Source organism: Corynebacterium timonense (genome assembly GCF_900105305.1).
GTDB lineage: Bacteria > Actinomycetota > Actinomycetes > Mycobacteriales > Mycobacteriaceae > Corynebacterium > Corynebacterium timonense.
Window position 1 is genome coordinate 320,350 of record NZ_LT629765.1, and the last position, 15,675, is coordinate 336,024.

At 66.6% G+C, this 15,675-nt stretch carries 11 protein-coding genes; 8 read left to right on the forward strand and 3 right to left on the reverse strand.

The window, feature by feature from the left end; translation table 11 throughout:
* Window positions 1-5: 5 nt before the first annotated feature.
* Window positions 6-731 (reverse strand): TetR/AcrR family transcriptional regulator, encoded by a 726-nt coding sequence (locus BLT81_RS01650; protein WP_083337238.1) that lies wholly within the window; start codon window positions 729-731, stop codon window positions 6-8.
* A gap of 292 nt (window positions 732-1,023) precedes the next feature.
* On the opposite strand from BLT81_RS01650, the gene BLT81_RS01655 reads away from it, so the two are divergent.
* The 8 genes from BLT81_RS01655 to BLT81_RS01690 all read left to right on the forward strand — a co-directional run bounded on the left by BLT81_RS01655 (window position 1,024) and on the right by BLT81_RS01690 (window position 12,973).
* Window positions 1,024-2,028 (forward strand): malate dehydrogenase, encoded by a 1,005-nt coding sequence (locus BLT81_RS01655; RefSeq protein WP_019193302.1) that lies wholly within the window; start codon window positions 1,024-1,026, stop codon window positions 2,026-2,028.
* Window positions 2,029-2,079: 51 nt separating this feature from the next.
* Complete coding sequence (locus BLT81_RS01660) at window positions 2,080-4,791, forward strand: valine--tRNA ligase (RefSeq protein ID WP_040420681.1); 2,712 nt, start codon at window positions 2,080-2,082, stop codon at window positions 4,789-4,791.
* Window positions 4,792-6,249, forward strand: a complete 1,458-nt coding sequence (gene folC / locus BLT81_RS01665) for a bifunctional tetrahydrofolate synthase/dihydrofolate synthase (protein ID WP_019193300.1) — start codon at window positions 4,792-4,794, stop codon at window positions 6,247-6,249.
* Window positions 6,246-6,683, forward strand: a complete 438-nt coding sequence (locus tag BLT81_RS01670) for a DUF4233 domain-containing protein (RefSeq protein ID WP_019193299.1) — start codon at window positions 6,246-6,248, stop codon at window positions 6,681-6,683. The genes folC and BLT81_RS01670 overlap by 4 nt, the downstream gene beginning before the upstream one ends.
* A gap of 257 nt (window positions 6,684-6,940) precedes the next feature.
* Complete coding sequence (locus BLT81_RS01675; RefSeq protein WP_019193298.1) at window positions 6,941-8,092, forward strand: acetyl-CoA C-acyltransferase; 1,152 nt, start codon at window positions 6,941-6,943, stop codon at window positions 8,090-8,092.
* 6 nt (window positions 8,093-8,098) lie between these two features.
* Window positions 8,099-10,279: a 3-hydroxyacyl-CoA dehydrogenase/enoyl-CoA hydratase family protein gene (locus tag BLT81_RS01680; RefSeq protein WP_019193297.1), complete on the forward strand. Its 2,181-nt coding sequence runs from the start codon at window positions 8,099-8,101 to the stop codon at window positions 10,277-10,279.
* Window positions 10,280-11,357: 1,078 nt separating this feature from the next.
* A complete protein-coding gene (locus tag BLT81_RS01685; RefSeq protein ID WP_172812362.1) occupies window positions 11,358-12,191 on the forward strand; it encodes an ATP-binding cassette domain-containing protein in 834 nt (277 codons plus the stop codon).
* Window positions 12,192-12,196: 5 nt separating this feature from the next.
* Entirely contained in the window at window positions 12,197-12,973 is a 777-nt protein-coding gene (locus BLT81_RS01690; RefSeq protein ID WP_019193295.1) for a hypothetical protein, read from the forward strand.
* Between the two features lie 194 nt (window positions 12,974-13,167).
* Here BLT81_RS01690 and BLT81_RS01695 read toward each other — a convergent pair whose 3' ends face one another.
* Window positions 13,168-14,352 carry an acyl-CoA dehydrogenase family protein gene (locus BLT81_RS01695; RefSeq protein WP_019193293.1) on the reverse strand — a complete coding sequence of 395 codons (1,185 nt, stop codon included), beginning with the start codon at window positions 14,350-14,352 and terminating at the stop codon, window positions 13,168-13,170.
* Window positions 14,353-14,375: 23 nt separating this feature from the next.
* Window positions 14,376-15,581, reverse strand: coding sequence for an acyl-CoA dehydrogenase family protein (locus BLT81_RS01700; RefSeq protein WP_019193292.1), 1,206 nt, complete (start codon window positions 15,579-15,581; stop codon window positions 14,376-14,378).
* Window positions 15,582-15,675 lie beyond the last annotated feature (94 nt).

Below are 15,675 nucleotides of genomic sequence, written 5' to 3' on the forward strand. Positions count from 1 at the left end.
TTCTCCTAGTAGATGCCCCCGTCGAGGTCGTAGACGTCCCCGGCGGGGTTTTCTCCGGTGTCAGGGGTGTCAGCGGGCTCGACGTAGCTGCCGTAACCGGAGTCGGGCAGGTTCGAGGTGAGGAACGCCAGGACAGTGTCGATAGCCATGCGGCGCAGGCCTTCTGTGTTGCGCTGGGTGGACAGGTCGAGGCGGAGGAGGCCGCGCATCGTGTCGCCGTTGCTTTCGCGGAACATGCTCAGCGAGCACACGAGGACGAGGACGTCGTCGGCGGAGACGCCGGGGCGGAACGCGCCCGAGTCTTGGCCGAGGAGCAGGATGCGTTCGACGTGGAGGAGGACGTCGGAAAGCTCGCGTAGCCCGGGGTCGTCGCCGTGCTCGAGCACGTGGTCGGTGTTTTCGCGCAGCACGAGGCGGACGCAGGCGGGGCTGCGTTGGAATCGGTGGAACAGGGCGTCGACGAAGCGGCGCATCCCCTCCGCTGGGATGGTGTAGGGGCGGGAGAGAATCTCCTGCGGCGGGGTGAGCTCGCCGATGGCGTGGCGGTAGGCCGCCTCGTAGAGTCCGCGTTTGTCTCCGAAGTGGTAGTGGAGCATGCGCTTCGACATCCCGGTGGCGTCGGCGAGGTCGCTGAGCGTCGCGGCGGCGAAGCCGTCGCGGGCAAAAACCTCCAGTGCGGCGGTGACGGCGGAACGATCCGCGAGCATGTCACCGGGGGGCGTGTCTGCCACGTTGGCTCCTTCGTGCAGTGTGGGGGGGCGCCACGGCGGCGCAGTACCTCACCAATGGTGCACGAAACCGAAAGCGGGCACGGATGAACAGCCCTCCTTGCCCACGATCAGGGGTGAAGAATGTCCGGGCTGGCCCGACCGCGCGTGGGCTCAGCCCTGGTTCGGGGGTGGGATGGGCACACTTGGGGTGCGATTGTGACGGACCCCACTCGTGTGGCGCGGCGAAATGTCTATACTGCGATAGAAAAGCGCTGTCGAGGCGAGAAAACACGGGAACACGGAGGTATTTGCTATGGAAAGCCTGGATGCTGCACCCACGAGGCCGGTCAAGGTCGCGGTCAGCGGAGCCGCCGGAAACATCGCGTATTCCCTGCTCTGGCGCCTCGCCGCGGGGGACGTCTTCGGCGTCGAACGCCAGATTGACCTGCGGCTTTTGGAAGTCCCGGAGCGCGTGCGCGCCGCGGAGGGCGTGGCCATGGAGCTCGCGGATTCCGCTTTCCCGCTGCTGGCCACGGTCACCGTCACCGACGAGGACACCCGCGCCTTCGACGGCGTCGACGCGGCCTTCCTCGTCGGCTCCCGCCCGCGCACGAAGGGCCAGTCGCGTGCCGATATGCTCGAGGCCAACGGCCGGATCTTCATCGGGCAGGGCCGCGCGCTCAACGACGGCGCCGCCGAGGGCGTGCGCGTGCTCGTGGTGGGCAACCCCGCCAACACCAACGCCTACATCGCGGCGAAGGCGGCGCCGGACATCCCCCGCTCCAGCTTCAACGCCCTCATGCGCCTCGACCACAACCGCGCCCTGTCCATGCTCTCGGCCAAGCTCGCCGTGCCCGCCGCGCAGATCGAGGGGCTCGTGGTGTGGGGCAACCATTCCGACACGCAGTTCCCCGACATCGAGTTCCTCACCGTCGGCGGCAAGTCGGTCGCCGGGGACATTGACCGCGACTGGTACGAAAACGAGCTCATTCCCCGCGTGGCCAAGCGCGGCGGGGAGATCATCGAGGTGCGCGGCCAGTCCTCTGCGGCCTCGGCCGCGTCGGCAGCCGTTGACCACATGCGCGACTGGGTGGCGGGCACGAACGGGCGGTGGGTGACGGTGGCCCAGCCGTCGACAGGCGAGTACGGCGTGGACGAGGGCCTGGTCTTCGGCTTTCCCACCACCGGGTTGAACGGGCGCGCCTCCATCGTCCCGGGGCTTGACCTCAACGACTTCCAGCGCGAGCGCATCGCCGCGAACGTGGAGGCGCTGCGCGAGGAGGCCGCGATCGCGGACCAGCTTTTTACCTCGATATAGCGGGCCGCTGAGCCCCGCCCGGGGCGGGGCGTGTCTGACCTCGGCGCTATGATGAGGCGAGTGACTGACCAGACCGAGGGGAAGATTGTGACAGGTACAAACCGGGCAGACGCGCTGCCGAAGTCTTGGGAGCCGCAGACCGTGGAGGCCGAGCTGTACCAGCGCTGGGTGGACGCGGGCTACTTCACGGCCGATCCCACCAGCGCAAAACCGGCGTACTCGATCGTTCTGCCGCCCCCCAACGTGACGGGCCAGCTGCACATGGGCCATGCGCTCGACCACACCCTCATGGATTCCATCGTGCGGCGCAAGCGCATGCAGGGCTACGAGGTCCTGTGGCTGCCGGGCATGGACCACGCGGGTATCGCCACACAGACCAAGGTCGAGGCGCAGCTCAAGGCTGAGGAGGGCAAAGACCGCTACGACTACGGCCGCGACGAGTTCATCGACCGGGTCTGGGAGTGGAAGGAAAACTACGGCGGCACCATCACGGGCCAGATGCGCGCCATCGGCGATTCCGTCGATTGGTCGCGCGAGCGCTTCACCCTCGACGAGGGGCTCTCGCGCGCGGTGCAGACGATCTTTAAGCAGCTTTTCGACGCCGGACTGATCTACCGCGACTACCGGCTGGTGAACTGGTCGCCCGTGCTGGAGACGGCAGTGTCCGACATCGAGGTCGTGTACAAGGACGTCGAGGGCGAATTCGTCTCCCTCCGCTACGGCTCGCTGAACGACGACGAGCCGCACCTCGTCGTCGCCACCACCCGTGTGGAGACCATGCTTGGCGACGTCGCCATTGCCGTCCACCCCGACGACGAGCGCTACGCGCACCTGGTTGGCCAGACCTTCGAGCACCCGCTGCGCCCCGACCTGACGCTTGAGGTCATCGCCGACGACTACGTCGACATGGAGCTGGGCACCGGCGCGGTGAAGATCACCCCGGCGCACGACCCCAACGACTACGAGATGGGCCTGCGCCACGACCTCGACATGCCCATCATCATGGATGAGAAGGGCCGCATCGCCGACACCGGCACCCGCTTCGACGGCATGAGCCGCGAGGATGCGCGGGTGGCCGTGCGCGAGGCGCTGGCGGAGCAGGGGCGCATTGTGAAAGAGGTGCGTCCGTACGTCCACTCGGTGGGGCACTCCGAGCGCTCGGGCGAAGCGATCGAGCCGCGCCTGTCGCTGCAGTGGTTTGTCAAGGTCGACGAGCTCGCGCGCATGTCCGCCGAGGCGGTGCGCAACGGCGACACGGTCATCCACCCGCAGTCGATGGAGAAGCGCTACTTCGATTGGGTGGACAACATGCACGACTGGACCATCTCGCGCCAGCTGTGGTGGGGCCACCGCATCCCTATTTGGTACGGCCCGAACGACGAGGTCGTCTGCGTCGGCCCCGACGACGAGCCCCCGGCCGGCTATACCCAGGACCCCGATGTGCTGGACACGTGGTTCTCCTCGGCCCTGTGGCCTTTTTCCACGATGGGCTGGCCCGAAAAAACCCCCGAGCTGGAGAAGTTCTATCCCACCTCGGTGCTGGTGACCGCCTACGACATCCTGTTCTTCTGGGTGGCGCGCATGATGATGTTTGGCACCTTCGCTGGTGCCCAGACCCCCGAGGTGCTGGGGCGCGGCAGCGGCGGCCGCCCGCAGGTCCCGTTCACGGACCTCTACCTGCACGGCCTTGTGCGCGACGAGAAGGGCCGGAAGATGTCGAAGTCGCTGGGCAACGGCATCGACCCGATGGACTGGGTGGAGCGCTTCGGCGCAGACGCGCTTCGCTTCGCGCTCGCCCGCGGCGCGAACCCGGGCGTTGACCTGCCCATCGGCGAGGACCACGCCCAGTCTGCGCGCAACTTCGCCACCAAGCTCTACAACGCGACCAAGTTCGCGCTGCTCAACGGCGCGCGCGTGGGCGAGCTGCCCGCCCGCGAGACGCTGACGGACGCGGACCGCTGGATCCTCGACCGCCTGGAAGAGGTCCGCGCCGACGTGGACGCCTTCCTGGACGACTACCAGTTTGCCAAAGCCAACGAGGAGCTCTACCACTTCGCCTGGGACGAGCTGTGCGACTGGTACCTCGAGATCGCCAAGACCCAGATCCCCGGCGAGGGCGCCGAGGCGACCCAGCTGGTGCTCGGCCGCGTCATCGACGTCGTTCTGCGACTGTTGCACCCCACCATGCCCTTCGTCACCGAGGTGCTGTGGACCGCGCTGACGGAGCAAGAAACGGTGACGCTCGCCGCATGGCCGAGCGCGGAGGACACCAACGGCGGCGCCGGGGTCGACCGCGACGCGCGTCGGCGCATCGAGGACTCCATCAAGCTCATCACCGAGCTGCGCCGCTTCCGCTCCGACCAGGGCGTCAAGCCCAGCCAGAAGGTTCCGGGCCGGCTCGACTTCGCGGCCGCCGACCTTGCTGGGCAGGAGGCACTCATTCGCTCGATCGCGCGGGTGGAGGAGCCCGGGGCGGACTTTGGGGCGTCGGCAAGCGTCGAAGTGCGCCTGTGTGCGGCGACGGTCGACGTCGCGCTGGATACCTCGGGCACCGTCGACGTCGCCGCAGAACGCAAGCGCCTGGAGAAGGAGCTCGCCGCGGCGAACAAGGAGCTGGAGACGACCGGAAAGAAGCTCGGCAACGACTCCTTCCTGGCCAAGGCGCCGGAGGCCGTCGTGGAGAAGATCCGCACCCGGCAAAGGGTCGCGCAGGAGGAGATCGAGCGCGTTACCGCCCGCCTCGAGGCCCTGCCGGAGGCGTAGATGGACAACGACAGCTACGACATTTCCCTCGAGGAGACGGGCCTGCGCCTCAACCTCGGATCCGAGGGCGGCGAGGAGGACGCACGACAGCGGCCGGTGAGCGACGCCGACCGCGCGGCCCTCGACCGCGTGGAGCGCGAGCTCAACGAGCGCTGGCCCGAGACGGACATCGACCCGACCCTGGAGCGCGTGGCCATGGTCATGGACGTGCTCGGTGAACCGCAGAAAACGTATAAGGTCATCCACGTCGCCGGCACCAACGGCAAAACCTCGGCCGTGCGCATGACCGAGTCACTCCTGCGCGCGCTCGGCCACCGCGTGGGCCGCACGACCAGCCCGCACCTGCAGACCATCACCGAGCGCATCGCGGTCGACGGCGTACCGCTGCACCCGGCTGACTTCGTGCGCATCTACAACGAAATCGCGCCCGCCATGGAGATGGTCGACGAGCGCTGCGGGCAGAAGCTGAGCTACTTCGAGGCCATCACCTGCATGGCGTTCGCGGCTTTCGCTGACGCGCCTATCGACGTCGCAGTGGTCGAAGTCGGCATGGGCGGGCGCTGGGACGCGACCAACGTCGTCGACGCCGACGTCGACGTGATTATGCCGATCGGCCTCGACCACACCGACTACCTCGGCGACACGCTCGCCGAGATCGCGGGGGAGAAAGCCGGGATTATCCGCAACGCCGACGCCGTCACCATCGTCGGCGAGCAGGAGCCGGAGGCGATGCACGTCATCCTCGAGCGCAGCGTCGAGGTCGGCAGCGCCGTAGCCCGCTACGGCTCCGAGTTCGGCGTCGACGCCGCGGGCGTGGCCGTCGGCGGACAGACGCTGACCCTGCGCGGCCTGTCCGGCGAGTACGACGAGATTTTCCTGCCCCTGTCCGGCCCACACCAGGCGCACAACGCCGCCGTCGCCCTCGCGGCCGTCGAGGCGTTTTCCGGGGCCGGGCGCGAGCGCAGCCTCGACGCCGACAGCGTGCGCCGCGGCTTCGCCGCCACCTCCTCTCCGGGACGCCTCGAACGCGTGCGCGCCACACCGACCACGTTCATCGACGCCACCCACAACCCGCACGGCGCCCGCGCGCTCGCGCGCGCACTCGACAACGACTTCAATTTCACCCGCCTCATCGGCGTGCTCGGGGTGCTGGGGGACAAGGACGCCCGCGGTATCTTCGAGGCGCTCGAACCCGCGCTCACCGAGGTCGTGATCACCCAGAACTCCTCCCCGCGCGCCCTCGACGCCTACGAGCTGGCGGAGCTCGCCCGCGAGGTGTTCGGCGACGAGCGCGTCCACGTCGTGGGCAACCTCCCCGGCGCCTACGAGCTGGCCGTCGAGCTCGCGGAGGAGGCGCTCGCCGAGGTCGGGGTGCAGTCCGGCTCCGGTATCCTCATCACAGGTTCCGTCGTCACAGCGGGTCAAGCCCGCGCGATGTTTGGAAAGGAGCCCGCGTGAGCACCAAACGCGAGCAGCCCATCAGCCCCCTTGGCATGGGCAACAAGCCCGTCAAAGACCCCATCGCCTCACTGGCCGGGGTGCTCTCCGGCACCCTGATCATGGAGGCGATCACGGTGTTCCTCATCCTCCTTGTCGTGCTCAAGGTGGACGGCGGTGAGCACTGGACCACGTTCAACTGGGTCTACATCACCGTGATCGGTTGTGCGCACGTCGCCCTGGCGTTCGTGCAGAAGAAGCCGTGGGCGTTGTGGGCTGCTGTCGCGCTGCAACTGCCGCTCATTGTCGGTTTCTTCGTCCACTGGTCCGTGACCGTCGTGGGCGTCGTGTTCGGCATCGTGTGGTTTTTCATCCTGAAGATGCGTGCGGAGATGATCGAGCGCATGCGCCACGGTTACCTGGTCACGCAGCACCTCGGCGCCGACGAAGGATAGGGCAGCGCTTGTGGTCGCGGCCCCGGGGCTGGGCGTCGGGCGGGGGTTGGGGTGCGTCGCGGCCGACGACGCCGGGCGCCCCGTAAAACACGCAACGCACAACCCCACCACGCCAGCGCCCAGCGCCCATTACCCTTGCTTAGGCGGGGTGAAGTGTTTGTCCTGTTCAGGTAATTAATTCAATCCTTCCATGCGGTATGTGATCCGCGTTATACTCGGTGGGACTTGTTGTTCTACACCACTGGCAAAGGGGTTACATGTCTGAACAGATCTACATCACGCAGGCCAAGCGCACGCCGATCGGCACGTTCGGCGGGTCGCTGTCGAAGATCTCGACGGTCGACCTCGGCGCGCACATCGCCCGGGCCGTGATCGCCGAATCCGGCGTCTCCGCGGACGAGTACGACTCATCGGTGTGGGCAAACGTGGTCACCACCGGCCCGCGTGACCTCTACACCTCGCGCGCTGTGGCGCTGGAGGCGGGGCTGCCGCAAGGCTCCCACGCCTACGGCGTCAACCGCCTGTGCGGCTCCGGCATTCAGGCAGCCGTGAGCGCTGCGCAGCAGCTCATGACGGGCGACGCGAACCTGTCGCTCGTCGGCGGTGTTGAGGTGATGAGCCAGGCCCCGTACTCGGTTGAAGGTATGCGCCAGGGCCGCAAGATGGGCGACGGCAAGCTCGTCGACTGGCTCTCGGGCGCGCTGACGGACCCGATGGGCCACGGCATCATGGGCATCACAGCAGAAAACGTCGCGGAGCGCTTCGGCATTTCGCGCGAGCGCCAAGACGAGTTCGCGCTGCAGTCGCAGGAGCGCGCGGCGGCGGCGATCGCGGGCGGGAAGTTCGACGAGCAGGTTGTTCCGGTGGGGGACTTCACCACGGATGAGCACCCGCGGCAGACGAGTCTGGAAAAGTTGGCGGGACTGCGGCCGTCGTTTAGCAAGGAAGGCTCCGTGACGCCGGGTAACGCCTCGGGCATCAACGACGCGTCGGCGGCGCTGGTGATGACGCACGAGGACGGGCTGAAGCGCTACGGGCAGGAGCCGCTGGCGAAGGTCGTGTCGTGGGGCGTGGCCGGCTGCGACCCGAAGTACATGGGACTTGGCCCGACCGTCGCGGTCCCGCGCGCGCTGGACAAGGCCGGGCTGAAGCTGGACGACATCGCGCTCATCGAGTCCAACGAGGCCTTCGCGGCCCAGGCGATCGCCGTCAGCGACGAGCTCGGCTTCGACAACGAGAAGACGAACATCCACGGCGGCGCGATCGCGCTGGGCCACCCGATTGGCGCGACCGGTGTCATCCTCATCACCAAACTCATCCACGCCCTGCGCGACGCCGGCGGCGACCTCGGCCTCGTCACCGCCTGCATCGGCGGCGGCCAGGGTATCGCTCTCGTTCTGGAGGTTTAAGCACGAATGGCTACAGAGATCACGACCGCAGCAGTCCTCGGCGCAGGCTCGATGGGCGCGGGGATCGCCGCGCTCATGGCCAACGCCGGCATCCGGGTCCACCTGCTTGACCTGCCCTCCGACGGCGAGGACCGCGACGAGCGCGCGCGCCGGGGCATCGAAACCCAGGTCAAGCGCCGCGGGTTCCAGCGCCCCGAGTACGCCGAGCGCGTCACCCCGGGTAACACGGAGGATCACCTCGACCGGCTCGCGGAGGCCGACTGGATCGTCGAGGCCGTCTTCGAGGACATCAACGTCAAGCGCGACACCTTCGCGAAGGTCGACGCCCACCGCCGGCCGGGCACCCCGGTCAGCTCGAACACCTCCACCATCCCGCTGGAGACACTCCTCGCTGAGGCCAGCGAGGACTTCCGGGGCGACTTCGCCATCACCCACTTCTTCAACCCGCCGCGCGTCATGCGCCTTGTTGAGCTGGTCCAGGGCCCGGACACCCGCCCCGAGGTGGGCAAAAAGCTGCGCCAGGTGCTCGAGCGTGACCTGGGCAAGGTCGTCGTGGACTGCCGCGACACCCCCGGCTTCATCGCCAACCGCATCGGCTCCTTCTGGATGGGCGTCGGCGCGCAGGTCGCCTTCGACCAGGGCATCGCCCCGGAGCAGGCGGACGTCGCCTTCGGCCGTCCCTTCGGCGTGCCGCGCACCGGTATCTTCGGCCTTTTCGACTACGTGGGCCTGCAGGTCGCGCCGCACATCTGGGGATCGCTCCTGGGCGCCCTGCCGGAGGACGACGCGATGCAAAACTACGGGGTGACGGAGTCCCCGCAGTTCAAGGAGCTGCTGGAGAAGGGCTTTACCGGGCGCACCGCCGAGTCCGGCTTCTACCGCGGCCGCGACGAGGTCTACGACTTCGAGGCGCACGACTACCGCCCGAAGCGCAGCTACGAGGTGCCCAAGTCCGCCCGCGAGCTCGTCGAGTCCGGCACCCCCGAGGGCAACTATGCGCGCGAGGTCTTCCGCATCACCTTGCAGTACTGCTGCGACACCGCCGCCGAGATCGCCGCGACGGTCGACCAGATCGACATCGCCATGGAGCTCGGCTACGGCTGGAAGAAGGGCCCCTTCGCGCTCGCGGACTCGCTCGGCCTCGATGTCGTCGCATCGCTGTACGACGCCCCGCCAGCCCTCCTCGACGCAGCCCGCGCCGCCGGCGGCTTCTACGCCGGGGGCAAGGTGCTAGGCACGGACGGCCAGCTCACCGACCGCCCCGCGCGCGAGGGCGTGGTCCGGGTCGCCGACCTCGTCGACAACGCCGTCATTGTGGCCGAGAACTCCGGCGCCACCGTGTACAAGCTCGCCGACGGCGTGGGCGTGTTCACGTACCGCACCCCGATGAACTCCTCGACGGACGACGTCACCGAGCTGTTCACCCACGCGGGTGAGTGGGACCTGAAGGCGCTCGTCATCGCCAACGACGAGGAACGCGCGTTCTCCGCGGGCGCGAACCTGCCGCGGCTCGCGGAGCTGTCCGGCCCCGACGGGGACGAGCAGGCGCGCAAGACCACCATCCGCCAAGGCATCGACGGGCTGCACGCCCTGCGCCGTGCCCCCTATCCGGTGGTCGGCGCCGTGCGTGGCGTGGCGCTCGGCGGTGGCCTTGAGCTGTTGCTGCACACCGACGCCTCCGTCATCCACGCCGAGACCCGCGTGGGCTTCCCGGAACGCTCGGTGGGCCTTTTCCCCGCCTGGTCGGGACCGGTGCGCCTGCTTGAGCGCCTTGTGGCGCTCGGCGTGCCCGACGCCCACAAGGTCGCCTACGACGCCCTGCTCAACGTCCGCCCCGTCCCGGCCGTCAACGTCGACTTCTGGCGTGACGGTGACCGGCTGATCATGAGCCCGGACCACGTCGTCGAGCAGGCCCTCGAGCTGGCCCGTGAGCTGGCGCCCGGCTACACCGCCCCAGAGGACGCCGAGCTGCCTTTGACCTCGCAGGCCCTGGAATACACCGAGGGCTCGGAGACGGACAAGGCGATCGGCGCGGCGCTAGCCGCCGTGCTCACCGGCGAGGGGACCGCCACGGAGGCCGAGCTGGCCGAGCGCCAGGTCAACGCCGCCTCAGACGTGCTGGCCCGCCAGGAGAACGCGGACCGCGCCGCACACATGGCGAAGACCCGCAAGCCGCTGAACAACTAGCGCGCGACGCACAAGGGCCCGGGCGGTGCTGGGTCGTCGTCGCCGCTGGCCTTGGCGGGACACCGCGCCAGGATGAGTGCACCTTGATTGCATCCGCCCGGGTTCAGGCGTGCAAGCCGCAATCGCTTTGGCCAAAGAACCGGCGGTCAACGGTCAAGACTGTCGGCGGCGATGGAGCCACGGTGCGGGCGAGGACCGAGCGGTCGAACTTACCCATCAGCACCGACCCTGAACTCGGCGGTGTCTGGCCTGTCCGGGGTGACGTTGCGCTCACACATGTGGTCCGCACCATGGCTCAGCGCTGCGGCGGATCGCGGCCCAAAGATCCGTTTTGCACACGTGGTTGAAAATGCGCCTGGGGTTGACCACTCGGCCTTGGTGCCGCAGTTCAACGCAGGATTCGCCGATAGTCGTAGGGATGCTTGTCGCGCTCGCCAAGCCGTTTCTGGTCGTAGGAGAATGTCGGCTGGGCATGCCCGCCGCGTCCACGCGGTCCTCTGGGCGGTGCTGCGACATGGGGATGGCGCTCGTCTGGCTATCTAGGCGCGTCCATGATTCTTCACGTCCCGCAACTTTCTTGGGTACGCGTTTTCCGCTTCCCGGCGGCGCAGCGTCCTCCTCCGTGAGCACCTTCGGTTTTCACGCGTCATCTACACTTCTGCGCCCCGCGCGAGAGTCCGACCCTGCTCGCACTGATGCTGATGAGAGATCCGTGCTCACCATGAAAAATGCTCCCCACTAGCCGGTAACTGATTTTTCGGCCAACTAACGGGAGCAGTTTAATCCTTTACAAGCCTATATAGGCTGGGCCGTTCTGGCCGGCCTACGGGTATGTGCCGGCTCGTTCCATGCTTTTAACGATTATTGGAAAGAGTGCACTGAGTATCTGCGTGGGCAAGGTCAAGTTGGTATCGTGACGGACCTCGTCTTTCAATCGAATCTGAAGAAGGCGACCGGTATTCTGATCGCAAACGAAGATGAACTAATGCAGCGCCTTCACTCTACAGCACGCTCAGGAAGTAGTTGTCGGAGTGGGGTAGAAAAAGAATAGGGGCGATTAGTCATGAACGGGAGAATAGTGACTTCAGATCTCAGCGTCGGGTGGTCGAGTGATTCAACGGTGTTGAGAGACATCTCGCTCGATATGGGCGTCGGGGTTCACTGCGTCGTCGGCCCAAACGGGAGTGGAAAGACGACGCTCATGCGGACACTGGCGGGGATCATTCCGGCTTTGGGCGGGGATCTTCAGGTCACGGGGACCGTCGGCTATATGTCGCATCGGCCGGGAATCTACTCCCAGCTATCCGTCGAGGAGAACCTACGTCAATGGGCGGGAATCCTGAGCCCGTCAGACCCGTCGAGTTTCGACGTTCTTATTGAGGAATTCCGTCTCGATGACATCCGTGGACGATCGGCTTCCGAGCTGTCCCAAGGGCAACGTCAGAGATTAGGGCTGGCCCGTGCATTTCTGGGCGATCCCGATGTCATTTTCATTGACGAGCCGACGGCCGGTATGGATCCGAGCATGAAGCATGTTGCCCACAATGTAATTGAGTCAGCCGGAGAGCACTCGTGCGTGGTTATGAGTTCGCACGATGTACTGGAGGTTTCGGGCATCGCGACAGATATCGTGCACATTTCCGCCTCCGCACAGGTTACGCAGGATTCCGCCGCGAACGTGGCTGCCTCGCAGCGGCGGGCCATCCGCCTCGCCGTAGACGCGTCGCAGTCGAGTACCGCAATGGATCTTCTCGCTGGCGCCAACCCGTCTCTGGGCTCGTCGGGGTGGATTACTGTCGAACTGTCACCTGAGTTTTCACTTTCTAAAATTGTCGCCCAGCTGGAGTCGAATGACGTATCGATCAAAGCTATCGATGACCTCGAAGTCCTCCGAGGATATTACAAGGAGTAAAGCGCGTGCTGACGTATTTCTACCTCGATAAGTCGTGGCGGGAGCAGAAGAAACCTTTGATTATTGTTCCGCTCATCGCCTTTTCTGTTGCGATCGCGCTGGCTGCGACTGTGTATATTTTCCCTGACGCGCTCACGGGGCCGACCCTGAGCGCAATCCGCGAGGAAGCGCAATCGGCAGGGTCTGGAGCTGACCCCGAAAGTGCGCTGATAATCGGGGCGATAGTCAGTCAGGCTCCGCTCCTGGCGGCCCTGTTCGCCGCGCTAGTGGGCGCAAACATATCGATTGGCATGACGGACATTGAAGTGCGCTCGGGTGCATTGGAGGTCGTTCTAAGCCGCGGCTACCGCATGGCGGGAATTGTCCGGTCCCTCGCGATAGTGGCGGGGTTGCTGGGGTTGTTGTCCACAGCGGTTATCGTGGTCGGACTGTTCGCAGCTTCGTGGGGGGCTCTCTCGCAGCTCGACTTTTCGGGACAGCTTCCCTGGCGCGTTCTCGTCTTGCCATGGCCCTGCCTGGCCATGGGTATCGCGTGTGGCTTGGCAATTCAGCTACTGCTTCCGAATCTGTCCCGGGTGAGGGCTGGAACGAGTGGCAACATCGCCCAGCTCCTAGCGCTGTTGCCAACGCTGATCATCTTTCTCCTGTTCACGTTTTCTGCCGAAGCGGCGTCTAATCCGGCAGTCACCTGGATAGTTTCAATCGCCTTCACCGTCATCGCATTGGTTCTCATGTTTTTCGTTGCCCGCGCAGTGGACATCGCCAAGCTTCTGAAGCAGTAGTGAGCGCGCCCGCCAGGCAGGCGTCGTCGCTCGTTGTACTGATCGGGGAAGTTGGTGAACCGGGTGATCGGCGCGGCGCTGGCCGAGCGCCAGGCCAGGGCCGCTTCCGGCGAGCTGGCCCGCCAGGAGAGCGCGGACCCCGCAGCACGCATGGATTGAGAGCCGCAAGCCGCTGAAACTACTAGCGGGCCCCTTTAGCGGTAGGCGCTGACCCCGGTGATCGTCTTGCCCACGATGAGGGACTGGATCGTGTCGGTGCCTTCGTAGGTGTGCAGGGACTCAAGGTCGACCATGTGGCGCATCACGTCGTTTTCCAGCAGGATGCCCACGCCGCCGAACATGTCGCGGGCGTTGGCGGCGACGCGGCGGGCGGCGCGGGTGGAGTACACCTTGGCCAAAGCCGCCTGCTTCTCGGACAGCTCGCCGGACTCCTCGAGCTCGAGCAGGCGCCTGCAGTGCAGGGCCACGGAGGTGACGTCCATGAGCATGTCGGCGAGGCGCTGCTGGATGATCTGGTTCTTGATCAGGGGCCGGCCGAACTGGACGCGCTCGGAGGCGTACGCCAGGGCCTTTTCGTAGCAGTCGATGGCGATGCCCAGGGCGGTCCAGGCAACGCCGATGCGGGTGCCGCCCAAGATGCGGGCGGTGTCGCGGAAGGAGTTCGCGCCGGGCAGGCGGCGGGAGTCGGGCACGCGGACGTCGCGAAGCCTGATGTGAGCCTGCGGGATGCCGCGCAGCGAGGCCTTGCCTGTGATGGTCTCGGCGTCGTAGCCGGGGGAGTCCTGATCGACGATGAAGCCGCCGACCTCGCCGTCGTCCATGCGCGCCCAGACGATCGCGATGTGGCCGACGGAGCCGTGGCCGATCCATTTCTTCTCGCCGTTGATGACCCACTCGTCGCCCTCGCGGGTAGCGGAGGTTTCCAGCCCGATGGAGTCGGAGCCATGGTCCGGTTCGGTGAGGGCGAAGGCGCCGCGGATCTCCATGCGCGACATGGGGCCGAGGAACTCCTTCTTCTGCTCCTCGGAGCCGCACAGGTTGATCGACTGCATGGCTAGGCCCGCCTGCACGATGACCGCGGTGGCGGTGGAGGCGTCGCAGCGGGCGAACTCCATGGCCATGAGGCGGTTGGCGCGGATCGACATCGCTGGCTCGCCCTCGATGTCGATGCCGTCGCGGACGAGGCCGCGGCGGGCCGCTTCCTCGACCGCCGCGATGTTGTACTCCGCCTTCTCCCAGGCGTCGTTGATGTGGGGGCGGGCCCATGCGCAGAAGTCGCGGGTCCGCGCCCACCACTCGAGGTCAGCGCCGTCAACGTCGGCGAAGACCTGGTAGTAGTCCGTCCGGGGGGCGAGGAGGTCCGAGGCGGTCTCGGTCATGGAGTTCCTTTCGGGGTGGGGTACTAGCTGGTGAAGGCGCCGACGCCGGTGATGGACTTGCCCACGATGAGGGACTGCATCGTGTCGGTGCCCTCGTAGGTGTGCAGGGTCTCGGCGTCGGCGAAGTGGCGGATGACGTCGTTTTCCAGCAGGATGCCCACGCCGCCGAACATGTCGCGGGCGTTGGCGGCGACGCGGCGGGCGGCGCGGGTGGAAAAGACCTTGGCCAGGGCGGCCTGCTGCTCGGTCACGGTTCCGGCCTCCTCCAGCTCGAGCAGGCGCTTGCAGTACAGTCCCACCGAGGTGACGTCCATGAGCATGTCGGCGAGGCGCTGCTGGATGATCTGGTTCTTGATCAACGGTCGGCCGAACTGGACGCGCTCGGAGGCGTACTTCAGGGCCTTCTCGTAGCAGTCCGCGGCAAGGCCGAAGGCGCTCCAGGCGACGCCGATGCGGGTGGACATGAGCACCTTCGCGGTGTCGCGGAAGGAGGCGCAGCCCGGCAGGCGGCGGTCCTCGCCGACGCGGACGTTGGTGAGGGTGATGTGCGCCTGCGGGATGCCGCGCAGCGCCGCCTTGCCGGTGATCGTCTCGGCGGAGTAGCCCTCCTGGTCTTGGTCGACGATGAAGGCGCCGACCTTGCCGTCGTCCATGCGGGCGTAGACCACGGCGATGTGGCCGACGGAGCCGTGGCCGATCCATTTCTTCTCGCCGTTGATGACCCACTCGTCGCCTTCGCGGGTGGCGGAGGTTTCGAGCCCGATGGAGTCGGAGCCGTGGTCCGGCTCGGTGAGGGCGAAGGCGCCGCGGATCTCCAGGGTGGACATGGGCTTGAGGTACGCCTTCTTTTGCTCCTCGGAGCCGAGCGAGGCGATGGACTGCATGGCCAGGCCGGCCTGCACGCCGAGAGCGGTGGCGGTGGAGGCGTCCAGGCGCGACAGCTCGAGCCCGATGAGGCGCTTGGCGCGGATGGACATCGCAGGCTCGCCCTCGATGTCGATGCCGTCGCGGACGAGGCCGCGGCGCGCGGCCTCCTCGATGCCGGGCAGGTTGTACTCGGCCTTCTCCCACGCGTCGTTGACCTGGGGGCGGATCCACTCGGCGAAGTCGCGGGCCTTCGTCCACCACTCGAGGTCCTCGCCGTCGACGTCGGCGAACAGGCCGTAGTAGTCGGTGCGGGGGTCGAGCGGGATGCCCTGGAATTCCTTGAACTCGGGTGTGTCGGCCATGGTGTCCCTCCAAAGGTGTTAGATGAGCCGTTTCCTACAGTTATTGTGACGCAAGCCCCATTTAAACGCAACGAATTCGTAGCGTTTGGTGGGT